The organism is Polaromonas sp. UBA4122 (assembly GCA_002381615.1).
GTDB lineage: Bacteria > Pseudomonadota > Gammaproteobacteria > Burkholderiales > Burkholderiaceae_C > Polaromonas.
In genome coordinates this window covers 1-25,112 of record DFWY01000047.1, presented here as the reverse complement: position 1 = coordinate 25,112, position 25,112 = coordinate 1, and the positions used below count along the sequence as shown (strand labels likewise).

General features: G+C 62.6%; 24 protein-coding genes and 1 pseudogene. 18 read left to right on the top strand and 7 right to left on the bottom strand.

Annotation, left to right across the window (positions count from 1 at the left end; all coding sequences use genetic code 11):
• A partial coding sequence (locus tag B3F77_RS06460; RefSeq protein WP_293604167.1) for a TRAP transporter permease occupies nucleotides 1-1,980 on the top strand: 1,980 nt, incomplete at its 5' end.
• Nucleotides 1,977-2,357 carry a DUF1850 domain-containing protein gene (locus B3F77_RS06455; RefSeq protein ID WP_293604166.1) on the top strand — a complete coding sequence of 127 codons (381 nt, stop codon included), beginning with the start codon at nucleotides 1,977-1,979 and terminating at the stop codon, nucleotides 2,355-2,357. The genes B3F77_RS06460 and B3F77_RS06455, both read left to right, overlap by 4 nt.
• 282 nt (nucleotides 2,358-2,639) lie before the next feature.
• Here the strand turns inward: B3F77_RS06455 and queG are convergent, their stop codons facing one another.
• A complete protein-coding gene (gene queG / locus B3F77_RS06450) occupies nucleotides 2,640-3,764 on the bottom strand; it encodes a tRNA epoxyqueuosine(34) reductase QueG (RefSeq protein ID WP_293604165.1) in 1,125 nt (374 codons plus the stop codon).
• Between queG and tsaE the strand changes: the two genes are divergently transcribed.
• From tsaE to B3F77_RS06435, 3 genes are all read left to right on the top strand, one after another.
• Nucleotides 3,747-4,229: a tRNA (adenosine(37)-N6)-threonylcarbamoyltransferase complex ATPase subunit type 1 TsaE gene (tsaE, locus tag B3F77_RS06445; protein WP_293604164.1), complete on the top strand. Its 483-nt coding sequence runs from the start codon at nucleotides 3,747-3,749 to the stop codon at nucleotides 4,227-4,229. The two genes, queG and tsaE, sit on opposite strands and share 18 nt — an antisense overlap.
• A complete protein-coding gene (locus B3F77_RS06440; protein ID WP_293604163.1) occupies nucleotides 4,226-5,590 on the top strand; it encodes an N-acetylmuramoyl-L-alanine amidase in 1,365 nt (454 codons plus the stop codon). Before tsaE ends, B3F77_RS06440 begins: the two co-directional genes overlap by 4 nt.
• A 215-nt stretch (nucleotides 5,591-5,805) precedes the next feature.
• The gene (locus tag B3F77_RS06435; RefSeq protein ID WP_414702969.1) at nucleotides 5,806-6,036 is read left to right on the top strand and encodes a glycine zipper 2TM domain-containing protein; all 231 of its coding nucleotides are present in this window, start codon (nucleotides 5,806-5,808) and stop codon (nucleotides 6,034-6,036) included.
• Between the two features lie 101 nt (nucleotides 6,037-6,137).
• Here B3F77_RS06435 and B3F77_RS06430 read toward each other — a convergent pair whose 3' ends face one another.
• Nucleotides 6,138-6,785, bottom strand: coding sequence for a VTT domain-containing protein (locus B3F77_RS06430; protein ID WP_293604161.1), 648 nt, complete (start codon nucleotides 6,783-6,785; stop codon nucleotides 6,138-6,140).
• Nucleotides 6,786-6,870: 85 nt separating this feature from the next.
• Between B3F77_RS06430 and mutL the strand changes: the two genes are divergently transcribed.
• The 6 genes from mutL to B3F77_RS06400 all read left to right on the top strand — a co-directional run bounded on the left by mutL (nucleotide 6,871) and on the right by B3F77_RS06400 (nucleotide 13,400).
• Complete coding sequence (gene mutL / locus B3F77_RS06425) at nucleotides 6,871-8,790, top strand: DNA mismatch repair endonuclease MutL (protein ID WP_293604160.1); 1,920 nt, start codon at nucleotides 6,871-6,873, stop codon at nucleotides 8,788-8,790.
• 168 nt (nucleotides 8,791-8,958) lie between these two features.
• Nucleotides 8,959-10,164 (top strand): multidrug effflux MFS transporter, encoded by a 1,206-nt coding sequence (locus B3F77_RS06420; protein ID WP_293604159.1) that lies wholly within the window; start codon nucleotides 8,959-8,961, stop codon nucleotides 10,162-10,164.
• Nucleotides 10,142-11,143 carry a tRNA (adenosine(37)-N6)-dimethylallyltransferase MiaA gene (gene miaA / locus B3F77_RS06415; RefSeq protein WP_293604158.1) on the top strand — a complete coding sequence of 334 codons (1,002 nt, stop codon included), beginning with the start codon at nucleotides 10,142-10,144 and terminating at the stop codon, nucleotides 11,141-11,143. The genes B3F77_RS06420 and miaA overlap by 23 nt, the downstream gene beginning before the upstream one ends.
• Nucleotides 11,140-11,787 carry an ABC transporter ATP-binding protein gene (locus tag B3F77_RS06410; protein WP_293604157.1) on the top strand — a complete coding sequence of 216 codons (648 nt, stop codon included), beginning with the start codon at nucleotides 11,140-11,142 and terminating at the stop codon, nucleotides 11,785-11,787. Before miaA ends, B3F77_RS06410 begins: the two co-directional genes overlap by 4 nt.
• A 127-nt stretch (nucleotides 11,788-11,914) precedes the next feature.
• A complete protein-coding gene (locus B3F77_RS06405) occupies nucleotides 11,915-12,088 on the top strand; it encodes a hypothetical protein (RefSeq protein ID WP_293604156.1) in 174 nt (57 codons plus the stop codon).
• Nucleotides 12,089-12,323: 235 nt separating this feature from the next.
• A complete protein-coding gene (locus B3F77_RS06400) occupies nucleotides 12,324-13,400 on the top strand; it encodes a hypothetical protein (protein WP_293604155.1) in 1,077 nt (358 codons plus the stop codon).
• Here the strand turns inward: B3F77_RS06400 and B3F77_RS06395 are convergent.
• Nucleotides 13,369-14,328, bottom strand: coding sequence for a ribose-phosphate diphosphokinase (locus B3F77_RS06395; protein ID WP_293604154.1), 960 nt, complete (start codon nucleotides 14,326-14,328; stop codon nucleotides 13,369-13,371). The two genes, B3F77_RS06400 and B3F77_RS06395, sit on opposite strands and share 32 nt — an antisense overlap.
• A gap of 396 nt (nucleotides 14,329-14,724) precedes the next feature.
• Between B3F77_RS06395 and B3F77_RS06390 the strand changes: the two genes are divergently transcribed.
• From B3F77_RS06390 to B3F77_RS06380, 3 genes are read left to right on the top strand one after another with little or no spacing between them, the layout of a single operon-like run.
• The gene (locus B3F77_RS06390; protein ID WP_293604153.1) at nucleotides 14,725-15,141 is read left to right on the top strand and encodes an archease; all 417 of its coding nucleotides are present in this window, start codon (nucleotides 14,725-14,727) and stop codon (nucleotides 15,139-15,141) included.
• Nucleotides 15,142-15,144: 3 nt separating this feature from the next.
• Nucleotides 15,145-16,575, top strand: a complete 1,431-nt coding sequence (locus B3F77_RS06385; RefSeq protein ID WP_293604152.1) for an RtcB family protein — start codon at nucleotides 15,145-15,147, stop codon at nucleotides 16,573-16,575.
• Between the two features lie 17 nt (nucleotides 16,576-16,592).
• Nucleotides 16,593-17,699 (top strand): CapA family protein, encoded by a 1,107-nt coding sequence (locus B3F77_RS06380; protein ID WP_293604151.1) that lies wholly within the window; start codon nucleotides 16,593-16,595, stop codon nucleotides 17,697-17,699.
• Between the two features lie 23 nt (nucleotides 17,700-17,722).
• Here the strand turns inward: B3F77_RS06380 and B3F77_RS06375 are convergent, their stop codons facing one another.
• A complete protein-coding gene (locus B3F77_RS06375) occupies nucleotides 17,723-18,184 on the bottom strand; it encodes a CBS domain-containing protein (protein WP_293604150.1) in 462 nt (153 codons plus the stop codon).
• 46 nt (nucleotides 18,185-18,230) lie between these two features.
• Nucleotides 18,231-18,776, bottom strand: coding sequence for an HPF/RaiA family ribosome-associated protein (locus tag B3F77_RS06370; protein WP_293604149.1), 546 nt, complete (start codon nucleotides 18,774-18,776; stop codon nucleotides 18,231-18,233).
• Nucleotides 18,777-18,946: 170 nt separating this feature from the next.
• Here B3F77_RS06370 and B3F77_RS06365 point away from each other — a divergent pair, with 170 nt between their 5' ends.
• A complete protein-coding gene (locus B3F77_RS06365; protein ID WP_293604148.1) occupies nucleotides 18,947-19,114 on the top strand; it encodes a hypothetical protein in 168 nt (55 codons plus the stop codon).
• 35 nt (nucleotides 19,115-19,149) lie between these two features.
• Here the strand turns inward: B3F77_RS06365 and B3F77_RS06360 are convergent.
• Nucleotides 19,150-19,499: pseudogene (locus tag B3F77_RS06360) on the bottom strand (pyridoxal-phosphate dependent enzyme); the annotation flags it as partial.
• A gap of 84 nt (nucleotides 19,500-19,583) precedes the next feature.
• On the opposite strand from B3F77_RS06360, the gene B3F77_RS06355 reads away from it, so the two are divergent.
• The 3 genes from B3F77_RS06355 (at nucleotide 19,584) to B3F77_RS06345 (ending at nucleotide 23,823) form a co-directional block, all read left to right on the top strand.
• Nucleotides 19,584-22,169 carry an FtsX-like permease family protein gene (locus B3F77_RS06355; RefSeq protein ID WP_293604147.1) on the top strand — a complete coding sequence of 862 codons (2,586 nt, stop codon included), beginning with the start codon at nucleotides 19,584-19,586 and terminating at the stop codon, nucleotides 22,167-22,169.
• A gap of 217 nt (nucleotides 22,170-22,386) precedes the next feature.
• Nucleotides 22,387-22,602, top strand: coding sequence for a hypothetical protein (locus B3F77_RS06350; RefSeq protein ID WP_293604146.1), 216 nt, complete (start codon nucleotides 22,387-22,389; stop codon nucleotides 22,600-22,602).
• A gap of 135 nt (nucleotides 22,603-22,737) precedes the next feature.
• Nucleotides 22,738-23,823, top strand: coding sequence for a carotenoid 1,2-hydratase (locus tag B3F77_RS06345; RefSeq protein ID WP_293604145.1), 1,086 nt, complete (start codon nucleotides 22,738-22,740; stop codon nucleotides 23,821-23,823).
• 161 nt (nucleotides 23,824-23,984) lie between these two features.
• On the opposite strand, the gene B3F77_RS06340 is transcribed toward B3F77_RS06345, so the two are convergent.
• Nucleotides 23,985-25,112: MFS transporter (locus tag B3F77_RS06340; protein ID WP_293604144.1), on the bottom strand; the 1,128-nt coding region annotated here is incomplete at its 5' end.

Genomic DNA, 25,112 nt, shown 5'->3' with positions numbered 1-25,112 from the left:
CTGATTGCCCTGGCACTGTGTTTCTCGACCTACCAGCTGATCGTCGCGGCCTTTTCCCCGCTTTCCAGCTTGGTGATGCGCTCGCTGCATGTCGGCTTTCTGCTGATGATTACCTTCCTGCTCTATCCGGCACACAAGCACGGCAAGCTCAGCAGCATCGCATGGTATGACTGGCTGCTGTCGTTCGGCAGCTTCGCGCTAGGGACCTATCAATGGATTTTCGAGGCGGACCTGATCCAGCGCGCGGGCGACCCGACCACGGCGGATCTGGTGGTCGGCACCTTGATGGTCGTGCTGGTATTTGAAGCGGCGCGCCGCATACTCGGTCTTGCGCTGCCGATCGTCTGCGGCACCTTTTTGCTGTACGGCTTTTTCGGACAGTATCTGCCCGATGCGGTCGCGCACCGCGGATTCGGTTACGACCAGATCATCGGCCAGTTGTTCACCGGCACCGAAGGCATTTTCGGCATCCCGACCATGGTGTCGGCGACCTATATTTTCCTGTTCATTTTGTTCGGCGCCTTTCTCGAGCATGCCGGCATGATCAATCTGTTCAACTCGCTGGCGCTTGGGCTGGTAGGCCACACCAAAGGCGGTCCGGCCAAAGTGGCGGTGATCTCATCGGGCTTCATGGGCACGATTTCGGGTTCGGGCGTGGCCAACGTTCTGACCGTCGGCCAGTTCACCATTCCGCTGATGAAGCGCTTCGGCTACAGCGCAGTGTTCGCCGGGGCGGTTGAAGCGACGGCCTCGATGGGCGGCCAGATCATGCCACCGGTGATGGGCGCGGTTGCTTTCATCATGGCCGAGACACTCAACGTGCCTTATGTGGAAATCGTCAAGGCAGCGGTCATTCCTGCCGTTCTCTACTACGTTACCGCATTCTGGATGGTGCACCTGGAAGCCGGACGCGCCGGACTGAAAGGGTTGCCTAAGGAGGACTGCCCTAATCCGTGGAACGCTCTCAAGGAAAGCTGGTATCTGGCGCTGCCGTTGGCAGCGCTGGTCGCCATGTTGTTTCATGGCTTTACGCCGATGTTCGCCGGTCTCACCGGCCTGGCGCTGACGACCATTCTGATTCTCGGTGCCGCGCTTGCCGCGCGCATGTCGAACCTCGCGTTCCGCTACGTGTTCTGGCTGGGGTTGGGACTGGCCGCCGCAAGTTTTCTGACGTGGGGCATCTATCCGGTCATTGCCATCATCTTCGCGCTGAGCCTGGCCTGCCTGAAGGTTAAAGGCGGCAGGAAGACGCTCCATACCATCCGATCGAGCCTGGTCGATGGCGCCAAACAGGCGTTGCCGGTAGGGATTGCCTGCGCCGTCGTCGGCGTCATCATCGGCGTACTGACCCTGACCGGCGCTGCCTCCAGCTTCGCCGGATACATTCTGGAGGTCGGCAAGACCAGCCTGTTCCTCTCGTTATTTCTGACGATGCTGGTCTGCCTGGTGCTGGGCATGGGCATCCCGACGATTCCGAACTACATCATCACCAGTTCGATCGCCGCGCCCGCCTTGCTCAAGCTCGGCGTGCCGCTGATCGTGAGCCACATGTTCGTGTTCTACTTCGGCATCATGGCCGACCTGACGCCGCCAGTGGCGCTAGCGGCGTTTGCCGCGGCGTCGATCGCCAAGGCGTCGCCGATGCGCATCGGCTGGAAAGCCACCCATATTGCCATCGCGGGATTCGTCATTCCCTACATGGCCGTCTATGCACCCGAGCTGATGTTGCAGGGCAACTGGACCGTGTTCTCAAGTTCGTACATCGTCTGCAAGGCAGTGCTTGCCATTGTGCTGTGGGGCGGGGCCGCAGTCGGCTATATGTGGACACCGCTCAAGCTGATCGAGCGCGTATTCGTCACCATAGCCGCGCTAATGCTGGTGGTTGCCTTGCCAGTTACCGATGAAATCGGATTTGCAATGGCGGTCTTGTTTTTCGTCTGGCACGCGCGGCAAAATCGCAGAGCGCTGTTGACCGCATGACAGGACTGTGCCTGGCAGCGGCGGGATTGGCAGTCACCCTGCCGCTGCAGGCATTCACCCTGGGCTGGACTCACTCCATCGAGAAAATCCGGTGGGAAGAAGATTACCGCATTGTCGACCTGCGCCTGCAACTTGTCGAGGCGCGTATCCGCGGCACCGGCGCCGGGATGGAAGCCCCCACCGGCGCAATATTGAAGGACGGCGTCTGGCATTACAGGCCTGCGCTGCCGCCCCTGAAGCGCCTGCACCTGGCGCGTTCAGGCTATGTCGCCGATTACGAGATGTGCTGGGATGGCGTCTGCCACCCGATGGCAGAGATCGCTGGGCCGGTTGGCACCGATTCCGTACTGGACATTTTCCCCTGTCATGTCCGATGAAATTGCACTGGCAATGCCGGTGCGGATCTGCGTCGATCCGGCGCGCAGGCTTGGTCGAACCGATGCTTGCCATGCGCCAATCACGGTAAGCGGAAACTGATTCAGTCAGTCGATCGAGATGTTATAAAACAAGGACCGCACGCTGCGCGTGCCGACTTCCGCTTCTAGCGGTAATGTCCGGTCGATGCGCCGCCCAAGCCTCCGCCAGCGCCGAGCACCAGGGCGGTTTTGTCTTTCAGTCCTAGATCCATGTCGTTTGCCTTCTCTGGTTAAGGGGAACGTCTACTTAGTCTTCGAGTCTATCCGCTGAGCCAGCGCCCACAGAATATGCTCCCTGACCACATCGCTCGGGTGTTCGGCACATGCTTGCAGGCTTGCCCGTATCTCTGCATCACCGGCAGCGCCCGCATGCAGGGCATTTCCCATAGCCACCGCAATGTTGCGCAACCAGCGCTCATAACCGATCCGGCGAATGGCGCTGCCTTCGGTGAAGCGCAGAAATTCTTCTTCAGTCCAGGCGAACAAGGTCACCAGTTGCTGGCCCGTCAAGCCCTGACGTTCATCAAAATCGGGCAAGGTACTGCGTTGCGCAAACTTGTTCCACGGGCAAATCAGCTGGCAGTCGTCGCAGCCGTAAATGCGGTTGCCCATCAAGGGGCGAAGCTCCAGCGGAATCGGTCCGGCGTGTTCAATGGTCAGGTAAGAGATGCAACGCCGTGCATCAAGCCTATAGGGCACAATGATGGCCTGTGTGGGGCACACGTCAATGCAGGCGCTACAGCTGCCGCAGTGCTGAGTTACCGGCTCGCTGGTCGGCAAGGCCACATCCACATAAATTTCGCCGAGAAAAAACATCGATCCCGCCTCGCGGTTAAGCAGCAGCGTGTGCTTGCCGCGCCAGCCCTGTCCACTGCGGGCAGCCAGCTCGGCTTCGAGCACGGGGGCCGAATCGGTGAAGGCCCGGTGACCCAGTTTTTCCACATGACCGGCAATCCGCTCGCTGAGTTTTTGCAGACGGGCGCGCATTATCTTGTGGTAGTCGCGACCGCGGGCGTACACCGACACAATGCCCTCCGCAGGCCGTTGCAAACGGCTGAACTCCATAGCCTGCCAGTCACCGGGCTTGGCAAGCGTGGCGGGGGTGGACGTGGACGGGGAAGCCGGCAAATAATCCATCCGTGCCGTAATGACGCTCACGGTACCCGGGATCAACTCGGCAGGACGCGCCCGTTTAAGCCCATGCGCGGCCATGTAATGCATGTCACCATGAAAGCCGGCCGCCAACCAGGCCGATAATCCCGGTTCGGCTGACGATAAATCAACGCCAGCAATGCCAATTTGCGAAAATCCAAGCTCGCGCGCCCAAGTTTGAATTTGAGAAATGAATTGATGACTGTTCAGGACCATCCGCTGATTGTAAAAAAAATTGTCTGGCCGAACGAGGCCGCCACCGTTGCCTTTGCCCAGGAGCTGGCCCGGCAGCCGACGATTGGCCGCGCACTGATTGAGTTGCAAGGGGATCTGGGCGCAGGTAAAACCACGTTGGTCCGCCACCTGCTAAAGAGCCTCGGCGTGGAGGGCCGCATCAAAAGCCCCACTTATGCCGTGGTGGAACCCTACACACTGGCCGCGCCCAATTTGAATATCTGGCACTTCGATTTTTACCGTTTCAATGACCCGCGCGAGTGGGAAGAGGCCGGATTTCGCGATATTTTTGCCAGCCCCGGGCTCAAGCTGGTCGAATGGCCGGAAAAGGCGGGCGCCCATTTGCCACCGCCAGACTTGCTGATTCATATTGAAGTGCTGGCCAACGAATCCCGCGCCATCACCCTGACAGCGCACACCGCCATGGGCGCGGAGCTGCTGACATGAAAAACACCATGACACACCTCAACCGGCGCAGCGCCTTGCAGTTGGGCACCGTGGTGCTCTTGCTGGGTGTGCAGCACATCGCCCGTGGCGCCACGATTGTGGCGGTGCGCGTCTGGCCTTCCAAAGACTACACACGGCTGACCATCGAATCGGATGGCGAGATCAAGGCCCGGCAGTTCTTTGTGGCCGAGCCGCCCCGCCTGGCGGTTGACATTCAGGGCATTGACCTGATCCCGGCCTTGCGCGAGCTGGTGGCCAAGGTGAAATCGGACGATCCGAATATTTCAGGCATTCGCGTCGGCCAGCACGCACCGGGAGTGGTGCGGCTGGTGGTGGACCTTAAACAACCCATGCTTCCGCAGGTGTTCACCCTGCCGCCCGTTGCGGCTTACCAGTACCGGCTGGTGCTTGATCTCTACCCGGCGCAGGCCGTCGATCCGCTAGAGGCCCTGATTACCGAACGACTCGCAGGCAAGCAGCCGGAGGCGAGCCCCGCTGCGGACGCGGGCAATGACCCACTCGGCAACCTGATGGCGCAGCAATCCGGCAAGTCGCCCTCAAGCGCTTCCTCCAGTTCCGGCAAACCGGCGGATCCCAAACCCGCGGCAGAAATGGCCGCCACTGCGAAAAGAAATGTTGAGGCCAAGACAGACCGGCTGGTCATCGTGGCGCTGGATCCGGGCCATGGCGGCGAAGACCCCGGCGCTACCGGCCCCGGCGGCACGCGTGAAAAAGATGTGGTGCTGCAAATTGCGTACCGCCTGCGCGACCGCATCAATCAGCAGCCCAACATGCGCGCCTACCTCACGCGCGACGCGGATTTTTTTGTGCCGCTTCACATTCGCGTGCAGAAGGCGCGCCGCGTGCAGGCCGATCTTTTCATCAGCCTGCATGCCGACGCGTTCTTCACCGCCAGGCCGCAGGGCGCCAGCGTATTTGCGCTGAGCGAAAAAGGTGCATCGAGCAGCGCCGCTCGCTGGATAGCCGACAAGGAGAACTCGGCCGACCTGGTGGGCGGTATCAATGTGAAGGCCAAGGATACGCAGGTTCAGAAAGCCCTGTTCGACATGAGCACCACCGCGCAGATCAATGACAGCCTGAAACTGGGTAGCGCCATGCTGGGCGAGATCGGCCATGTCGGCAGGCTGCACAAGCCCAGGGTCGAGCAAGCCAGCTTCGCCGTACTGAAGGCCCCCGACATCCCCAGCGTGCTGGTGGAAACCGCCTTCATCAGCAACCCCGAAGAAGAAGCCAGGCTGCGCAGTGATGACTACCAGATACAGCTCGCCGATGCGCTGATGCGCGGCATCACGCGCTACTTCGCCAAAAATCCGCCGCTGGCACGCAACCGCGCCTTGTAAATACTGCAAGTCACTACCGGTGAGGGGGTATCTGCGCCATCGCACTGCCCAAAAAACGCAGCAAGACGACACGGCAAGACGACAGTTAGCGGGGGTCCTCTCCTACAGGTCCGAAGCGTTCATGGCCCTACAGTGAAATGACAGGCAAAGCCAGGACATAACGACGTGAATGGGCGTGAATGTCCACCGGGAAAAGCCTGAAACTCTTAGCAAAGATGAATCCTATGAACACGAAACTTTTGATCTCAGCCGCAGCAGCGTCACTGATCGCCCTCGCCACACTGAGCGGCTGCGGAACCAGCCCAACCAATGAGCAAATTGGTACTGCGACTGGCGCAGTCGTGGGGGGAGTCGTGGGTAATGCCGTTATAGGCGGCACGGTGGGCACGGTCGGTGGTGCAGCCGCCGGCGCACTGATCGGCAATGAAGTGGGCAAAAAACAGTGAACATCAAGCTCAACCACTAACCGGCTCGCCAGGTCCGGCGCAACCGGCACATCACAACAGCCAAGGCAGTGCGTTGAAAATCAACGCACTGCTTTTTTTGCCTACGCGCTGGCCGCCTTGCGCCTGGCCTTCCAGGCACCAAACAGGATGACCAAGCCCGGAATCAGGATCATGGCCCAGATGATCTTGTCCAGATGCGCTTTGACAAAAGGCACGTTGCCGAAAAAGTAACCCGCCGTGACAATGCCGCCCACCCACAGCGCGCCACCGGTGATGTCGTACAGCAAGAATTTGCTGCGGGTCATTTGCGAAACGCCCGCCACAAACGGGGCAAAGGTCCGCAAAAAAGGCATGAAACGTGCAGCCACAATGGTGATGCCGCCGTAGCGCTCGTAAAACGCATGCGCCTGATAAAACGCCCCCTTGTTGAAAAACTTTGAGGCTTCCCATTGAAACACCTTGGGACCGAAATAATGACCAATGGTGTAGTTGGACTGGTTGCCCAGCACGGCCGCGGCAAACAGCAGCCCCAGGGCCAGCGGATAGCTCAACAGGCCGACCCCGCACATCGCCCCCACCACAAACAAGAGTGAATCGCCCGGCAAAAACGGCATGACGACCACCCCGGTTTCCACAAAAATAGTGAGAAACAGCAGCGCATAGACCCATACGCCGTAACTGGTCACAAAAGCCTCCAGGTGTTTGTCGATGTGAATAATGAAGTCGATGAGAAAAGCAGCTAGTTCCATGACTGCGATTTTGACAGATCTGGCATCGTCGCCCTTCGCCCGGCTGGCCACATGGAAACGGGGCTGCGCCTAAAATCAGCGGTTCATGATCGACCAGCCCCAGACCCCGCGCCGCGCCATCCGCGAACTCCCTGACGAACTGATCAGCCAGATTGCGGCGGGCGAGGTAGTCGAGCGGCCGGCCTCTGTGGTACGCGAACTGGTGGACAACGCGCTGGACGCCGGCGCAACACAAGTGACGGTGCGGCTGCTGGCAGGCGGCGTGCGGCTGATACGGGTGGAAGACGATGGCCTGGGCATTCCGCGCGAAGAGTTGGCCGTAGCCCTCAGGCGCCATGCCACCAGCAAGATTGCATCACTGCAAGACCTGGAGGCCGTGGGCACCATGGGCTTTCGGGGCGAGGCGCTGGCCGCTATCAACTCCATTGCCGATCTGAGCCTGCAGTCGAGAACCATCGACACTGACCATGCCTGGCAGCTCGATGGCCGCACCGGTGAGCTGAAACCGGCCGCGCGCGCGCGAGGCACCAGCGTGGAGGTGCGCGAGCTGTTTTACGCCACGCCGGCCCGTCGAAAATTCCTGAAAACCGACGCCACGGAACTGGCGCACTGCATTGAAGCCGTGCGTCGCCATGCGCTGGTGCGGCCAGACGTCGGCTTTGCCATTTGGCACGAAGGCAAACTGGTGGAGCAATGGCGTTCCTGCCATAACGAATTGGCCCCCGAGTTGGCCCACGAGCAACGCCTGGCCGACGTGTTGGGCAGCGACTTTGTGGCGCAGTCTGTCGCCGTTCACTACGAAAGCGCAGCCCGCCGGGCCGATGGCCTGCCCGCCGTGCGGGTCTGGGGCCGCGCCGGCATTCCGGACGCTGCCCGCTCGCGTGCCGACCAGCAGTTTGCTTATGTCAATGGCCGCTACGTGCGCGACAAGGTGCTCACGCATGCCGCACGCAGCGCCTACGAAGACGTGCTGCACGGCCACCGCCAGCCGGTCTACGCGCTGTATGTCGAGATGGACCCCGCCCGCGTGGACGTGAACGTGCACCCCACCAAAATCGAGGTGCGCTTTCGCGACAGCCGTGAGGTGCATCAGGCGGTGCGCTATGCCACTGAAGATGCGCTGGCCACACCACGCTCCAGCACGTCGGCACAGACCGCCCAAGACGCCAGAGCCCCTGGGACCTCCATCCAACCGCCTGACAACGGATTTCTTAAGCAAAATCAGTCTTATGCCCAGCAGGGATGGGCACAATCAGCTATCAATTTAAGAGCAGACCGGGGTGACCGCGCTTCCGACTTTGAAGCGATGTGGCCTGCCCCGTCCGGTGCAGACAACGCTACTGCCATTAGCACCTTGGCGTCTGCTCCAGCAGGAACCCAGGGCGCCGCACCCGAGCCGGTCAAACCCCTGCCGCCCGGCGACTGGCCGCTGGGCCGCGCCATCGCCCAGTTGCAAGGCATCTATGTGCTGGCCGAAAACACGCAAGGCCTGGTGATTGTGGACATGCACGCCGCCCACGAACGCATCGTCTATGAACGGCTAAAAAATCAGCTGGACACGGCCAGCATCGCCAGCCTGCCCCTCCTGATTCCAGCCACCTTTGCCGCCACCCCGCAGGAAGTAGCCACCGCCGAAGCCAACATCGAAGCATTGGGCACCCTGGGCCTGGAGATCACGCCGTTTTCCCCCAGAACCCTCGCCGTGCGCGCCGTGCCCACCAGTCTGGCGCAAGGGGATGCAGTGGAGCTCGCCCGCAGCGTACTGGCCGAGCTGGCCCAGCACGAGGCGAGCACCGTGATTCAGCGGGCGCAAAACGAGTTGTTGTCGACCATGGCCTGCCACGGCGCCGTGCGCGCCAACCGGCGGCTGACCATCGACGAAATGAATGCCCTTCTCAGGCAGATGGAAGAAACCGAGCGCTCCGACCAGTGCAACCACGGACGGCCCACCTGGCGGCAGGTGAGTATCCGCGAGCTCGATGCGCTGTTCATGCGCGGGCGCTGAACTTTCCAGCCGGCATGCTCAGTCATGAGCATGAAACGCCGGCACGGGCGGGCCTGCGGCCAGCCCATCCCTTCGCCGAGCAATCGTCGGCAATCTGATACCCTCAGCCGGATGCCTGCTGCTACCCCGTCTACCGCGAAAATTTCTCCGGCTGTCGCGCCGACGTCCATGTCTGCCGGCCTGATCGTGCTGGTTCTGTCGATGCTGCTGGGCATACAGCCGGTCACGACCGATTTGTACCTGCCCGCCCTGCCGGCGCTGGCCGAAGGCTTCGAGGCGCCGATGTCACAAACGCAGCTCACGCTGAGTGCGCTGCTGCTCGCCTTTGGCACCTCACAACTGATCTGGGGCCCATTGTCCGACCGCTTTGGCCGCCGCCCCATCCTGCTTTGGGGGCTGGCGGCCTATACGCTAGCCTCCATCGGCGGCACGCTGGCGCCCTCCATGGCGTTGCTGATTGTCTGGCGCGTGGTGCAGGGCGCGGCCATGGGCGCGGTCGTCATGTGCGCTCGCGCCATTGTGCGCGACCTCTACCAGCCCACGGAAGGCGCCCGCATCATGTCCAAGGGCCTGAGCGGCCTGGGCGTGCTGGCCTGTGTCTGCGCCCCGCTCGGCGGCCTGCTGTCAACGCTTTTCGGCTGGCGCATGGCGCTGATGGCGCTGGCGGTGTTTGGCGCCTGCACGCTCGCCCTGATCACCCTGCGCTTTGAGGAGACCCTGCAGCAGAAAAACCTTCATGCACTGCGCCCGGCCATGCTGCTTCGCACCTGGGTCCATATTTTCGGCAATCCCACGTTTCTGGCTTTTTCTGCGCTGACTGCGGCTTCTTACGGCGGGCTGTTCACCTTTCTCGCAAGTTCGTCGTTTGTCTTCATCAAGGTCTTGGGACTTAGCAAGACGCACTATGGCCTCGTGATGTTCTCCATGTCTTTTTGCTATCTCACGGGCACCTTTATCTGCCGGCGTCTGCTGCCGCGTTTCGGCGTGCGCAAATCAGTAGCGATTGCCGCATGCCTGAGCCTGGCCGGCGGCACGCTGATGGGCGTACTGGCCTGGGCCGGCGTGCAAAACGTGTGGTCCATCATGCTGCCCCACTACTTCTTCATGCTGGGCCACGGCGTGCATCAGCCCTGCGGCCAGAGCGGCTCAGTCGGCCCCTTCCCGAAGTCCGCCGGTGCGGCCTCGGCAATGAACGGCTTTTTGATGATGGTGGTGGCCTTCGGCATGGGCGGCTGGCTGGGAACGCACATGGATGGCACGGTGCGCCCGCTGACCAACGGCGTGTGGTTCTGGAGCGTGCTGATAGCCGCCACGGCCTGGACCGTGGTCCGGAAATACGGAGAACCTGAACATGCAGCCCCAGCGAAACCCTGACGACGTGCGCTGGGCGGCAGGCGTGGGAAGCAGCTACATTGCGCTGGCTGGCCCGACCGCATCGGGCAAGACTGCGGCGGCGCTGGCCATTGCACAGCTTTATCCCGTCGAGATCATCAGCGTCGATTCGGCGCTGGTATACCGCGGCATGGACATTGGCACCGCCAAGCCCACTGCCAGCGAACTGGCCGCAGTGCCGCATCACCTGATTGACATTCGCGACCCGCTGCACGCCTACAGCGCCGCAGAGTTTGTGGCCGATGCCCGGCAGCTGATTGAAGAGATCAGCGCGCGCGGCAGGCTGCCGCTGCTGGTGGGCGGCACCATGCTGTATTTCAAGGCCCTGTTTGACGGCCTCGACGACATGCCCAAGGCCGACCCAGCGGTGCGTGCCGTGCTGGCCAGCGAGGCTGCCGAAAAGGGCTGGCCTGCGCTGCATGCCGAGCTGGCCCAGGTGGACCCAGTCACGGCAGCTCGGCTGGAGCCCCAAGACTCGCAGCGCATCTCGCGTGCGCTGGAAGTGTTCAGGGTGTCGGGGCAGCCCCTGTCATTTTTCCATCGGCGAAATGCTATAGAAAACATAGCTACTCGCGCCCGAGAACAGGGCGCTGCAACCCTTATTTCCCTTGAACCGGCGGACCGCACCTGGCTGCACGGCCGCATCGCCGAACGCTTTGACGCCATGCTGGCAGCGGGCTTTTTGGGCGAAGTCAAAGCCCTGCGCGCGCGCGGCGACCTGACGCCGGATTTGCCGTCCATGCGCTGCGTCGGCTACCGCCAGGCTTGGGAGGCTCTTGATGGCAGAAGCCCCATGAGCGAGCTGCGCGACAAAGGCATTTTTGCCACGCGCCAGCTGGCCAAGCGTCAGATCACCTGGCTTCGCGCCATGCCGCAGCGCCAGGTGGTGGCGTGCGATGAGCCTGCAGCGCTGCAGCAGGCGCTAGCGCTGGTGAAGGCGCAAATGGGGACATTCCGATGAGCCTGCAGATCAGGGACTTGGGCAAACGCTATGGCGACACGGTGGTGTTCAGCCAGGTCTCGCTGGACGTGGCGCCCGGCGAGTTTGTGGCCATTGTCGGCGAATCGGGCGTTGGCAAATCAACCCTGCTTAACTGCATGGCCGGGCTGGACAGCTGGGACGAAGGCTCGGTGCTACTCAACGGCGCAGACCTTGGCACGCTGTCCGATGACCAGCGCGCGCTGCTGCGCCGCCGCCATGTGGGCTTTGTGTTTCAGGCTTTTCATGTGCTGCCGCATCTGGATGTGGCGCAAAACGTGGCGTTGCCCCTGCTATTGCTGGACCAGCCCGATGATGCCCGGGTGCAAGCCCTGTTAGACGCGGTCGGCCTCGCCGGGCTGGGCAAGCGCCTGCCGCAGCAATTGAGTGGCGGACAACTGCAGCGGGTGGCGATTGCCAGAGCCCTGGTGCATCGGCCCTCTTTGCTGCTGGCCGACGAGCCCACCGGCAACCTGGACCCCGGCACGGCAGCCAAGGTGATGGACGCGCTGATTGCACAAACTCGCGAACACGGCGCATCGCTGGTGCTGGTCACCCATTCGCAAGCCGCCGCAGCGCGGGCTGACCGGGTGTTACATCTGGGCAGCGAAGGGATCACCGGCTGAAGCGGCAGCGCGACTGATAAGCTCAAGCAGACGGGCCGCGCTGGCAGATTTCATCCGGCAGCAGCAACAGTGCTTCGGCATCCTGCAGTCCGACACCACGCTGGCCTGGTTTTGCTAGGGTGCAACGATGGCGCTCAGTGACCAGCACGACACCGTGGTTCCAGACCGGCTGGCGACGCAGGCGTCTGCGCAGTTAATGGCGCTGGGCGTCCATCGCTTGCTGACCTGTGTGCCGTTGCGCTTCTGGCTGGCGGCCAGAGAAATCCCCTTTTTTCCTATTTCAATTGAGAATTCGCAATGAAATCAGCGCGTCAGAAACTATATTGAAGGCGTACGTCGCGGGCTTCGTTCAAGCGAGACCTGCGGGGTACGGAGTTGGGGGGTTCGAGCAATTGAGTCAAGTCTTGGTGTATTGCACATCAAGACGGATGAGGAGGTCCCCAGACGTGTCAGCCTGACAAACTGACCCGGGGTCCTCACCACAACCGTCATCCCCCTGAAAAGGCTGGCGGGTCAGTTTTAAGGGTCCCTTGCACATGCTGGACATTGAAGTCAAGTTGAAGTTCCTGCAAATGCCCGAGGCCTATGGCGAATCCGGACAGCACCCGGAGTGCATCGAAACCCATATGTCCTGGGTGTTTCTGGTGGGCAACGAGGTCTTCAAGCTCAAAAAACCAGTGCGCTTTCCATTTCTCGATTTCACAACCCTGAAGGCGCGAGAGTTCTACTGCAGGGAGGAAGTAAGGCTGAATACGCGCCTGGCCCCTGGCGTCTATCTTGGCTTGATGGCACTGCAGTGGTGTGATGGCGTCTTCGCGCTGGTACCTGAAGCGCACCTGCACCTGCCTGCCACCGCCCCCGGCGAGACCGTCGACTGGCTGGTATTGATGCGGCGACTGCCGTCACATCGAATGCTGCACCAACTTATCGCGCAAGGGCGTGTCGTGCAAGGGGATATTGACGCGCTGGTTGAGGTGCTGGGCGCGTTTTACCGCACAGCACTTGCGGTCGCCCTGAGTCCGAACGACTATCTGGCCCGCTTTCAGTATGAGCAGGCATCGAACCGTGAGGTGCTGCTGCGACCGCAGTTCCAGCTGCGTGATGCTGCGCTGGCCATTGACCGGCTTGACGTAGCGCTGTCGCAGGGCGCCGATCTGTTGCGCGATCGTGCGTCCCGCAAGCGCGTGCTCGACGGGCACGGTGACCTGCGCCCCGAACACGTCTGCCTGCTCCAGCCCCCGGTGGTGATTGACTGCCTGGAGTTCAACCCGCAACTGCGCCAGGTCGATCCCTTTGATGAAATTGCCTACCTCAGCCTGGAATGCGACATAGCGGGTGCGCCGTGGATTGGCCAGCGCCTCACGTCAGGCTGTGCTGCCGTTCTGGGTGACTACCCCCGCCCGGCCCTGATGCATCTGTACACCGCTTATCGCGCTATTGTGCGCGCCCGCCTTGCCATGGCCCATCTGCTCGACCCGAATCCACGCACGCCTGAAAAGTGGCCGCAGCTGGCCGGTCGCTATGTCGCCTGCGCCCTGGCGGCGCTGGACATCCTCGCTCATCCGGCAAATACTGATACCTTCATCGCGTCCACGCCTCATGACTCGCCCTGATGGCCTGTGCAAACAGCGGCGCAGCGGACACAACGCGCAGCTTGCGGCGCACTGGTCCAGTTAGGGGCAGACGAAATGGCGGCACGCTGTCCGTCACGATGATTTTCGCAATGCTGTCATCTCCCAGCGCATCGGCTGCCGGACCGATGAAGAGGCCGTGTGCAGCGAATGCAACCACCTCCCGCGCACCGGCCTGACGCAGCGCCACGGCCGCGCGCTTCATGGTTTCACCACTGGCGATCAGGTCATCTAGCAGCAGCACCGTCATGCCGTCCACCTCACCTGCCACCAGGTTTTCGCTGCTGACAACGCCTGCACTGCGGCGTTTGTCAATCATCGCAAATCCGACGGGTCGCATCAGAGTTTTCTCCAGCGACTCGCGCCACAGCTGCGCCCGCTTGACACCACCCGGATCGGGCGACGCCACCGCCAGCGGCCCCTCACCGGCAAGTTCGGACACCATGCCGTCGAAGGCGCGGTGCGCTTCAAGATGCATGGTCGGGCAGCGAAATGCGTTCTGGAACGCCGCCACGTTGTGGGCCTCCAGCACGATCAGCTGCGACGTGCCAACAGCTTCGAACAGCTGCGCGACATAACGCAGGGTGACCGGATCGAATGGCTTGGTCTGCCGGTCCTTGCGGGCATAGGCAAGATACGGCACCACCGCTGTCACGCGCGCCGCGCCATGCTCGCGCAAGGTGGCGATGAACATCAACAGGTGGCACAGCTTGTCATGCGGGCTGTCATTGGGGCCCCCATGCAGGCTGTAAATCACGTATGCATCACTGCCACGCGGGTCAAGCAGTGGCCTGAGCTTGTGCTCGCCGTCCTCGAAGCTCCTGTCCTCATGGGCCGCCAGCGGCTCACCCAGACTGGCAGCCAGTGCCTGCGCAAACGTGGCATCAGGATCAAGGGAATAAAGCAACATCATTCAACTCCATCATGGATAGCTGGCAGGCCCAGGGCCGCTACGTCAGCCCTCCCGTCTCACAAAAAAGAACCGGAACGCTGCCGCTCCGCCCGGGCACAAAGCAGTGCACGCACACGCACCGCCCAGTCGGCCGCGCTAGCGGCGCAACACAAGTGACCACAGACGCCACTGCCATAGGCGTCCTAAAAACATTGTTGAAGAGGCGGAAAAACCTGGTTTGACGAAGATCAAACCGGCGGCTTTTTAAGCGATGCAGGCTTCCCGCTGCAAACAATACGCGAACAAATAGCATCGAGATGACACCGCGTTTGCGGATTGTCAAATGCTGAAGCGACACGGCAGCGCATAAATGAAACTATGAGGCGTGCACCGCATGCCCCGGACACAACCGCAATGCACAAGCACTGGGAACACTTCGAGCATGGCGCCGACATTGGCGTGCGCGGCGTCGGCGCGACCAAGGCCGATGCCTTTGAGCAGGCGGCCCTCGCGCTGACGGCCGTGATCACCGACCCTCAGTGCGTGGCCGCAGTTGATACCGTGCACATCCGCTGCGAGGCGCCGGACGACGAGTTGCTGCTCGCCGACTGGCTCAATGCGCTCATTTACGAGATGGCGGTGCGACGCATGCTGTTTGGCCGCTTCCATGTCGAACTAACTGGCACGCACCTGCACGCGCAGGCTATGGGCGAGCCAACCTCGGTGCAGCGCCACCAGCCGGCGGTAGAGGTCAAGGGCGCCACCTACACCGCCTTGCGCGTGGCACCAATCGATGGTGGCTGGCTGGCGCAAACTGTGGTGGATGTTTGAGCCATGGATCTGAATCTCCTGAAACAACACAGCCCCTGTGCCTGGGAAATCCCGGCACAGGGCAAGATGCGTGTGCCGGGCATGATCTATGCCAGCAAAGAGCTGGTGCTCGCCATGGACCACAAGGTCTACGAACAGGCGGTCAACGTGGCCATGCTGCCGGGCATCGTGGACGCCTCGTACGTGATGCCCGACGCCCACTGGGGCTACGGCTTCCCGATCGGCGGCGTCGCCGCCTTCGACGCCGATGCCGGTGGCGTGGTCTCGGCCGGAGGCGTGGGCTTTGATGTCTCGTGTGGTGTGCGCTGCCTGCACACCGGGCTGCGCCGCGAACACATCATGACCGTGCAGCGAGCGCTGGCCGAAACGCTGTTCGAGCGCATTCCGGCCGGACTCGGCAGCACCGGGGCGATCCGGCTCAACAGCGCGCAGATGGACGCCATGCTCAGCGGTGGCGCGAAGTGGGCGGTCGGGCGTGGCTGGGGCACGAGCGCCGACCTGGAACGCGTCGAAGAGCATGGCCAGATGCTGCACGCCAAACCCAAATACGTCTCGGAGCAGGCCAAGAAGCGCCAGCGCGAAGAGATGGGCACGCTGGGCAGTGGCAACCACTACCTGGAGGTGCAGGAGGTCACCGCGGTGTATGACGATACCATCGCCACCGTCTACGGCCTGCACCAGGGCGATGTGGTGCTGATGATCCACTGCGGCTCGCGCGGGCTGGGGCACCAGATCGGCACCGAATTCCTGCGCAAAATGGTTGAGGCCGCACCGGGCTACGGCCTCATCCTGCCCGACCGCGAACTGGCCTGCGCGCCGATACGCTCCGACCTGGGCCAGGAATACCTCGGCGCGATGCGTGCGGCCATCAACTGCGCGCTGGCCAACCGCCAGATCCTGACCCAGCTGGTACGCGACGTGTTTGCCAAACTGCTGCCCTCGGCCCAACTGCCGGTGCTGTATGACGTGTCACACAACACCTGCAAACTTGAGACGCACAAAATCGATGGTCAGCTGCGCGAGCTCTATGTGCATCGCAAAGGCGCCACACGGGCCTGGGGCCCCGGCCACCCCGAGCTGCCACAGGCTTTGCGTGCCGCCGGTCAGCCGGTGTTGATTGGCGGCTCGATGGGCACCGGCTCGTATGTGCTGGCGGGCACGCAGGCGTCGGAGTCACTGGCTTTTTCGTCGGCTTGCCACGGCGCCGGACGCGCCATGAGCCGCCATCAGGCTCTCAAGACATGGAACGGGCGCACGGTGGTCGACGAGCTGGCACAGCGCGGCATCCTGGTGCGCAGCCCCTCCATGCGTGGCGTGGCCGAAGAAGCACCCGATGCCTACAAGGACGTGAACGCGGTCGTCGATGCCGCCGACGCGGCAGGCCTGGCGCGCAAGGTGGCGCGGCTGGAGCCGCTGGTGTGCATCAAGGGTTAGACGTCAGCCAGCAAACTATGGACACACTCACACTCTGGCTCGCCGGCGACGTGATGACCGGGCGTGGCATCGACCAGATTCTGGCGCACCCCGTTGCGCCGGTGCTGTATGAGAGCTGGGTGCGCGATGCGCGCGACTATGTGCGGCTGGCCGAGCGTGTGAACGGCGCTGTTCCGGCCCCGGTGGCGCCGGACTATATCTGGGGTGATGCGCTGGCCGAGATTGAGAGGCACCAGCCCGAGCTGCGCCTGGTCAATCTGGAAACGGCGATCACGACCTCGGATGAGGCTTGGCCCAACAAGGGCATTCACTACCGCATGCATCCCGCCAACATTGATTGCCTGACCGCCGCGCGCATCGACGGCTGCGCGCTGGCCAACAACCATGTGCTGGACTGGGGACGCCCGGGACTGGTCCAGACCCTGCTCACGTTGCAGCAGGCCGGTATCCACAGTGCCGGTGCAGGAAGCAATCTTGAAGCCGCCTGCGCACCCGCGACCTGGCCACTCGCCGGTGGCGTGCGCCTGCTGGTGTTTTCCTGGGCCAGCCCGGACAGCGGCGTGCCACCGGCTTGGGGCGCCACCGCGGAGCGCGCCGGCATCGCACTGCTGCCCGATTTAAAAGAGGCCAGCGCGCAGCAAGTAGCCGCGCTCGTCGCCCGGCAGCGCCAGCCCGGCGATCTGGTCATGGTCTCGCTTCACTGGGGCGGCAACTGGGGGGTCGAAGTGCCGCAAGTGCATCGCCGCTTTGCGCAACGCCTGATTGAGCTGGGTGCAGCCGATCTGGTGCATGGCCATTCGTCACACCATCCGCGGCCGGTTGAGGTCTACCGCGGACGGCTCATTCTCTATGGCTGCGGCGATCTCATCAATGACTATGAAGGCATTGCGTCCCAGGAGAACTTTGACCCCAGTGCCGTGTGCCTGTACTTCGCGCAACTCTCGCGTGAAACCGGCGCGCTGCACCAGCTTGAGATCGTGCCCATGCAATTGCGCCGCCTGCGGCTGGTGCACGCCGACCCCGCCGCGCGACGCAGCCTGCAGTCGCTGTTCGAAACCGAAGGCCGGCACTTCAACACAGGCGTGCAAGCGCAAGCGGATGGCAGTTGGCTGTTGCGTTGGTGATGCCGGGACCTGTTGCGGCGGGCTTACTTTCGCATCTGGCGTTCGCGTTTGCCCTCGCTGTCGATGGCGGCCACCAGTAAACCCAGTTCCTGCGCCAGGATGTCGAGCACATCGTCGAGCGCCACCACACCAACCAGTTCGCCCTGCGCGCCGACGACCGGGATGCGCCGTACCCCCTTGCGGCGCATGGTGCCCATCAGGTCAATCAGCGAATCGTCCTCGCGCGCGGTGACCAGGTCGGTGGTCATCACGTCCCCCACGCGCAAGGTGCTGGGGACGAGGTCAGAGGCGACAACGGCGGTCACGATATCGCGGTCGGTAAGCACACCCACCACGATTCGCATGCCACCCGTTTCTTCGACGACGACGAGGGAGCCGACATGGTTCTCCCGCATCAGTCGCGCCGCCCCGTTCAGGGTCGTCGCCCTGAAGGCGATTGTCACGTTGCGTGTGCAAATTTCGCCTGTGGTCAAACGTTCACCCAAAGTGTTCTCCTGGTTTACTTTCCTGCTGGCGGCATCCGGCCGCCGTTCAACCCATCCCGTGCTTGCCCAAGCTCACGCGCTTGGCTTGCAAGCCTTCGCCAGCGACCTCGGGGATAAACTGCACGGCGCTGCCGGTCTGCACATGCTCAAACGGCGTACCGGCCAGATTGTCGCGGCTGAAGTAGTACTCGTCGCCATCAGGCGTGCGGATGAAACCAAAGCCCCCGGCGTCGTCCAGGCGCACAACCTCGCCATGCAGCGGCACAGTGTGCTGTTTTTCCTGCCCCCTGCTCTTGCGCACGACGTCCTCAAGCTGGCGCTTCATGTTGTCGAAAGCATCGCGCAAGGCGACATACACATCTTCGTGCTGGACCCGGTTCACCACCAGTTCCTGGCCCGGCAGCGTGAGGTCGATGCGCACGCCGTAGGGGCGCCCCTGATGCTTGTGCTTTTGCTCCAGGTCGATGCAGACACGGCAAGCCATGATGTTGGGGGCAAACGATTCAAGCCGGTGCGCGTGCTCACGCGCGCTGATCTCAAGCGCATCCGAAGGCTCCATACCGCGAAATTGAATATGAACCGGAAGTTTCATCTTTACCCCTTTGACGACATATGACTTCATTGTGGGGAGTACCACGGCAAGCCACTTGAGATTTGTCAACACCGACCCAACGAATCAGACCAGCTACAAGGCAAAACCGGTAAGGTCTTCCGTGGCGAAGAAGTGACCGCAAAATTGAGGAGACTGACATTGCCTGATAAATGCTCCGCTGCGCAGCAGAAGCCCCCTGCGCCGCCATCCTGCGCGATGCCGCCGCCAATCGTGGCACGACATCCAGCGCTCAGGCGCGCGACACACCCGGCCTGCAAGGCCTGCTGCCCCCGCTCATCGAAACACTCACGCAGCAGGTGGCGCGCCTTCGCCCATGACCATCCGCCACTCAATGATCTGCATGCGGCCGTGGCCGCCTTGCATCCCAGCGTGCTGATGGCGCATCCAGCGACATCAGGATCACCGCAGGGATGCCCAGCATGCGGGCTGACAGGGCCACATGGCCTATGCATGGTTGCCTGATGAGAAGGTGACGACTCCGGCCTGGCGCTGCCCGGCGCTGATCCGGGGAAGCGCATTGAAGGCGCCGCGAAACTTGAATGCCCCCATGCGCTGAAAGTTCTCGCACTTAAAGAATACACTGGCCCCGAGCCTGGCGTCCGCAGTGGCCGAACGCAGTATGGGCATGCGATGGGCATGGCCCTCGAGCCGCTGGCCGGCTGCAATCACATCATCAAAGGTGGGCAAAGTCAACCTGTTCAAGGTCCGGGTCAAAGTCAAGGCATGTTGCAAGCAACCCAGCCCGTTTTATACAGGAACCATAGAAGCGTCCTTCACGTCCAACTCATGATCCGTCTGCTGAAAACCTTCTCCTGGCAGGAGCTGCTGCACCACCGCTGGCGCAACGCGGCCGCCATCGTAGCGGTGATGCTGGGCGTGGCGCTGGCGTTTTCGGTGCAGCTGATCAATGCATCGGCGCTGAGTGAATTTTCGCAGGCGGTACGTTCGGCGGGCGGCCAGCCCGATCTGGAGTTGCGCGCGGTGCGCGGCAGCTTTGACGAAGCGCTGTACCCGCGTATTGCCAATCACCCGCAGGTGCTTGTTGCCAGCCCGGTGCTGGAGCTGGCTACCTATGCCGTCACCGACGCTGGCCGGCGTGTATCGCTGCGTGTGATGGGGGTCGATGCACTGGTGGTAGCCGCGCTGGCGCCGGCCCTGATGCCGGCGCCCTCCACCGGCGCCGACCGCTTGTCGCTGCTCGCGCCCGGCGCGGTCTTTTTGAACCCGGCCGCGCGCCAAAGCCTGCCGGGCCAGCGGCTGCGGCTGCAAAGCGGCCTGCATCTGCTGGACGTGCAGGTGAGCGGCAACGTCAGCGCCGGCGGCTCGGCGCTGGCCGTGATGGACATTGGCGCCGCGCAAGAGTTGTTTGGCCGGGCCGGCCAGCTCTCGCGCATTGACGTGCGGCTGCAGGCCGGCACCGACCGCGCCGCCTTCATCGCCTCGCTGCACCTGCCGCCGGACATCAGCGCCACTGAGCCGGCCGATGCCGCCCAGCGCATCGGCAACCTGTCGCGCGCCTACCGGGTCAACCTCACCGTGCTGGCGCTGGTGGCGCTGTTCACCGGCGCCTTCCTGGTTTTCTCGGTGCTCTCGCTCAGCGTGGCCAAGCGGGCGCAGCAGTTTGCCTTGCTGGCCGTGCTGGGGCTGACCGGCCGCGAGCGCCTGCGTCTGGTGCTGTGGGAGTCCGCGCTGCTGGGCGGGGTCGGCAGCGCTGCCGGCATCGCGCTGGGTACGGGGCTGGCCGCGCTGGCGCTGCGGCTGCTCGGCGGCGACCTGGGCGNNTGTATAAGAGACAGCTATTTTTCCGGGGTCGCGCCAGCCTTGCAATGGGATACCGGCGCCGCCCTGATTTACGGCTTGCTCGGTGTCGCCGCGGCGCTGGTGGGCGGCTGGTGGCCGGCGCGGGAGGCGCAAAAGCTGCCGCCTGCGCAAACCCTCAAAGGGCTGGGCTTGGCGACAGGAGCCGGGTCCGCCCACTGGCTCAGTATCATTTTGATAGCTTCTGTTGCCCTGCTGGCGCTGGTCCCACCCATATTCGGAATTCCGCTGGCGGCGTATGTGTCGGTGGCGCTGCTGCTGGTCGGCGGCATCACGGCGTTGCCCTGGCTGATTGCTCTGCTGTATGACCGACTCAGCCCCTGGGTCGCCCACCGCCTGCTGCCGCTACTGGCCGTGGAACGCGCGCGCCGGGTACGCGAAAGCGCTGCCGTGGCCGTCAGCGGTGTAGTGGCATCGCTCAGCCTGGCCGTGGCGCTGACGGTGATGGTGGCGAGTTTTCGCGATTCGGTCACGCGCTGGCTGGACGTGGTGCTGCCTGCGGACCTGTATGTGCGCACCACCCTGGGCACCTCGGCGTCTGACACGGCTTATTTTCCCCTTGAGTTTGTGCAGGCGTTAACCCGGTTGCCAGGAGTCGGGCGCGTGAGCACCTTGCACACCACGCCGCTGTTGCTGGATCCGAGCCAGCCCGCTGTCACGCTGATTGCGCGCCCCATCGATGACCCGGCTACCACCCTGCCGCTGGTGGGCCCCGCGCTGCCCGTGCCGCCGGGGCATATTGGCATTTATGTGAGTGAAGCGATGGTGGACCTGTACGGTGCCCGGCCGGGCAGCATTTTTAACCCGCTTTCACAGTCTTTTAGTGCTCTAGCCCAATCAGGAAAAGCGGTAGAAGCTCCTGATTTAATAGCAAGCTCCGCCAGCGCCCGGTTCTACGTGGCCGGCGTATGGCGTGACTACGCCCGCCAGTTCGGTGCCATTGCGATGGCGCAGCGCGACTTTGAGCGCCTGACCGGCGACCATCGCGTCAACGACCTGGCGCTGTGGCTGAACGGCGATGCCAGCGATGCCGAGGTGCAGCAGGCGATACGCGGCCTGGCAGAGCAGCAGTCCGGTGCAGGCGCGCTGCTTGAAATGGCCTCGGTCAGCCAGATTCGCGCCACGTCACTGAAGATTTTTGATCGCAGCTTTGCCGTGACCTACTGGCTGCAGGGCGTGGCCATTGCAATTGGCCTGTTTGGCGTGGCCGCGAGTTTCAGCGCGCAGGTGCTGGCGCGCCGCAAGGAGTTTGGACTGCTGGCGCACCTGGGCCTCACGCGCCGGCAAATCCTCATGGTGGTGGCGGGCGAGGGGGCAGCCTGGACGGCGATAGGCGCTTTGGCAGGCTTGGCGCTGGGCCTGGCCGTGTCCACAGTGCTGGTGTACGTGGTGAATCCGCAAAGCTTTCACTGGACCATGGACCTGATGGTGCCCTGGCTGCGCCTCGTGGTTTTATGCGCGGCCGTGATGCTGGCCGGTACCCTGACTGCCTGGCTGGCCGGACGCGCAGCGGCGGGCAAGGATGCCGTGCTGGCCGTCAAGGAAGACTGGTAAATCCGGGTAAATCCACATAAAGCGGCGGCTCGAAGGCCGGGCTGGAACTGTGAAATAAGGCTTGCGAAACAAGCTTGTAAAGCAGGCAAGAATTTTTGGCGCACATCGACAGCCCGTTTGCTTTTGCTTACGTTGCTCACGTTTTTGACGCGCAATTGTCATCACAGCGCCACATCGGGGGCCTACCATGAGGCCTTACTTCAACGAGGTCTTCATCATGGCATCCGCTCAATACCGCATTGAAAGCAGAGATCCGCTGGTGGGCAGCCTGTTGCCGCCCACCACCTTCAAGCAGTTCTACGCAGACCCCTCGCTGGCCGTCGCCGTGGCGGTGAAAAGCGTGGCTGATCCGACACGTCAGGAAGTCCGGGTCGTGCATATACCCAGCGGTGAGATTATTTTCCGCACCGCCGTTACGGGCCAAGCTTTGTAAAGCCGGGCACTTCAGGCGGTACCCTTCCATCCGGTGAGCCATGGCGTACTTTTCCATGAGGCGGCCTTGCTGCGAGAATCGGGGCCATGACCAGCTGCCAGATTTTGTTGATGCACCTCATTCAGGCAGACTGACATGCACCTATTGTCGGCCAGCATTCTGCGGCGCCAGCTGGTGCTGGGCGGCCTGGCCGGACTCATAGGCGCTGCAACGTGGACAGACCCCGCCCATGCTCTGCCCGCCAAGGCGCTGGTTTTCCCGCGTGACAGAGGCTCGCATCCGGACTTTCGCACCGAGTGGTGGTACATCACGGGGCAGGCCGCATCAGGCGACCGCAGGTTTGGTTTTCAGCTCACGTTTTTCCGCTCACGGGTCGATGGCACCCAGGGCATGACATCGAAATTTGCAGCCAAACAATTACTCTTTGCGCATGCTGCTATCACCGATGTGCAGGGCAAAAAACTCTGGCATGACCAGCGCATTGCAAGGGGCGGCTTTGGCGTGGCTTCTGCCAGCGAGCAAGACATGCATATCAAGCTGCGCGACTGGTCATTGCAGGGCCAGGGCGGTCGCTACACCGCCGAGCTGCCCGCATCAGACTTTGCGCTGAAGCTGCAGTTTGAGGAAACTCAAACGGTACTGCTTCAGGGCAACAAAGGCTTGTCACGCAAAGGCCCGGAGGAAGCCCAAGCGAGCTATTACTATAGCCAGCCGCAGCTGGCCACGCGCGGTAGGCTGCAAGTCCAGGGGCAAACCTTTGAAGTCACCGGCAAAGCCTGGCTGGACCATGAGTGGAGCCAGGAGCTGCTGCACCCCGGCTCCATAGGCTGGGACTGGATCGGCATGAACCTGGACGATGGCAGTGCCCTGACCGCGTTCAGGCTGCGCGATAAAGACGGCAACGCCGTCTGGGACGGCGGCTCTTTCAGGTCCGCTAAAGGCGAGCTTTACACTTTCAGCCGCGGCGAAGTGATTTTCAAACCCGTGCGCCGCTGGAAAAGCCCGCTCAGCCAAACCACCTACCCGGTGGAATGGCTGGTTCGCACCCCCGCTGATTTTTATACCGTCAGAGCCGTGATCGACAACCAGGAGCTCGACAGCCGCGCCTCCACCGGCGCGATTTACTGGGAAGGCCTGAGCGAGCTGATCGACAGCAACGGCAAGCGCGTGGGCAGCGGTTATCTGGAGATGACGGGGTATGCGCAGGCGTTGCGGTTGTAGCGGTACGGCGGCCATCGACGGGGCTACAACTTCGCGTCGACAAGCAGACCTTCAAGCGCCGGTTCGACCAAAACCAACCGAGCTGTCAACGTGACGCGCCGTTGCGTTCAGCATCTGCGCTCGCACATTCCTGGGCACAAGAAGCGCCAGCACTGCACGGACTAGTCGTCAGCAGGCGGCGCGGCGGCGGGCGTTGCGTTCTGCGCAGCGGGCCGAAGCACACTGAACATTACTATGGCCGCCAGCGACAACAGCGCCGCCAGCGCAAACGCGAAGCGGGGCGCTATTGCCCACAACGCACCGGCGACGAGCGAGGCCGGAAGGTAGAGCGCCCCGGTCACAAAGTTGTAGACGCCGATGGCTGTGGCACGGCGCTCCGGCTCGATGTCTGCGATGAAGGCCTTGCTCTGTGATTCGTCGATGGCATAAAAGAACCCATAGATCCCGAACAGCGCGATGATCTCCCATCGGCTGCTGGCAAACACAAGCCAGAGGTTGATGAAGCCGTAAAGGGCGTAGCCCAGCACGACGATGCGGCTGCGGCCGACCCGGTCGCCGAGTTTGCCAACGAGCGGCGCGGCAATCACGCAGGTGGTGTTGAACAAGGCGTAGAGCAGCACGATGTTCGTCACGCTGAAACCGGCGTCGTGCGCCTTCAGCAGCAGGAAACCCAGGCTGAAGTACGCCAGGGAGAAGATGCCTGCCGGGATCAGGAACCGCTTGAACGCGGGGCTGAGCAACCGCCAGTTCTGGCCGATGCTCTCGCGCTCATGGGGAACGCCGGGCTGGTCCTTGATGAGCGCCAACACGGCAACACCGAGTGCCGCCGGGATGAAGGCCACCCAAAAGAGGGTCCGGTAGGTGCCGGCCGACTCGCCGAGCCACGACAGCAATGCATAGGCGGCCAGCGGACCCAGCACCGCCCCGGATTTATCGAGCGCCTTGTGAACGCCGAACGAGTAGCCGCGCGTCGCCTGCACAGAAACAGACGACAGCCAGGCGTCGCGCGGTGGCCCGCGAAAACCCTTGCCGAGCCGCTCGATGACGCGGAACAATCCCAAGCCGGTGATCGAGTTCGTCACCAGCAGAATTGTCTTGGCGAGCGTCGAAAAGCCGTATCCCGCGAGTGCAAAGGCCTTGCGCTTGCCACTTCGGTCAGACAGCCAGCCGGTGAGGTAATTCAGAGAGGACGCCGAGAAGTCGGCGAGCCCTTCGATCAGACCCAGCAATGAACTCGATGCCCCCGCGATCGTGGTAAAAAAGATTGCGAACACCGAAAATATCATCTC

Bases quoted from the DNA above. Each gene is read 5' to 3' on its own strand.
- B3F77_RS06435 (WP_414702969.1), top strand. From the start codon at position 5,806: ATGAATCCTATGAACACGAAACTTTTGATCTCAGCCGCAGCAGCGTCA.
- B3F77_RS06390 (WP_293604153.1), top strand. From the start codon at position 14,725: ATGCACAAGCACTGGGAACACTTCGAGCATGGCGCCGACATTGGCGTG.
- B3F77_RS06455 (WP_293604166.1), top strand. From the start codon at position 1,977: ATGACAGGACTGTGCCTGGCAGCGGCGGGATTGGCAGTCACCCTGCCG.
- B3F77_RS06420 (WP_293604159.1), top strand. From the start codon at position 8,959: ATGTCTGCCGGCCTGATCGTGCTGGTTCTGTCGATGCTGCTGGGCATA.
- miaA (WP_293604158.1), top strand. From the start codon at position 10,142: ATGCAGCCCCAGCGAAACCCTGACGACGTGCGCTGGGCGGCAGGCGTG.
- B3F77_RS06405 (WP_293604156.1), top strand. From the start codon at position 11,915: ATGGCGCTCAGTGACCAGCACGACACCGTGGTTCCAGACCGGCTGGCG.
- B3F77_RS06370 (WP_293604149.1), bottom strand. From the start codon at position 18,776: ATGAAACTTCCGGTTCATATTCAATTTCGCGGTATGGAGCCTTCGGAT.
- queG (WP_293604165.1), bottom strand. From the start codon at position 3,764: ATGGTCCTGAACAGTCATCAATTCATTTCTCAAATTCAAACTTGGGCG.
- B3F77_RS06430 (WP_293604161.1), bottom strand. From the start codon at position 6,785: ATGGAACTAGCTGCTTTTCTCATCGACTTCATTATTCACATCGACAAA.
- B3F77_RS06400 (WP_293604155.1), top strand. From the start codon at position 12,324: ATGCTGGACATTGAAGTCAAGTTGAAGTTCCTGCAAATGCCCGAGGCC.
- B3F77_RS06345 (WP_293604145.1), top strand. From the start codon at position 22,738: ATGCACCTATTGTCGGCCAGCATTCTGCGGCGCCAGCTGGTGCTGGGC.
- B3F77_RS06380 (WP_293604151.1), top strand. From the start codon at position 16,593: ATGGACACACTCACACTCTGGCTCGCCGGCGACGTGATGACCGGGCGT.
- B3F77_RS06395 (WP_293604154.1), bottom strand. From the start codon at position 14,328: ATGTTGCTTTATTCCCTTGATCCTGATGCCACGTTTGCGCAGGCACTG.
- B3F77_RS06365 (WP_293604148.1), top strand. From the start codon at position 18,947: ATGCTCCGCTGCGCAGCAGAAGCCCCCTGCGCCGCCATCCTGCGCGAT.
- tsaE (WP_293604164.1), top strand. From the start codon at position 3,747: ATGACTGTTCAGGACCATCCGCTGATTGTAAAAAAAATTGTCTGGCCG.
- B3F77_RS06410 (WP_293604157.1), top strand. From the start codon at position 11,140: ATGAGCCTGCAGATCAGGGACTTGGGCAAACGCTATGGCGACACGGTG.
- B3F77_RS06385 (WP_293604152.1), top strand. From the start codon at position 15,145: ATGGATCTGAATCTCCTGAAACAACACAGCCCCTGTGCCTGGGAAATC.
- mutL (WP_293604160.1), top strand. From the start codon at position 6,871: ATGATCGACCAGCCCCAGACCCCGCGCCGCGCCATCCGCGAACTCCCT.
- B3F77_RS06440 (WP_293604163.1), top strand. From the start codon at position 4,226: ATGAAAAACACCATGACACACCTCAACCGGCGCAGCGCCTTGCAGTTG.
- B3F77_RS06350 (WP_293604146.1), top strand. From the start codon at position 22,387: ATGGCATCCGCTCAATACCGCATTGAAAGCAGAGATCCGCTGGTGGGC.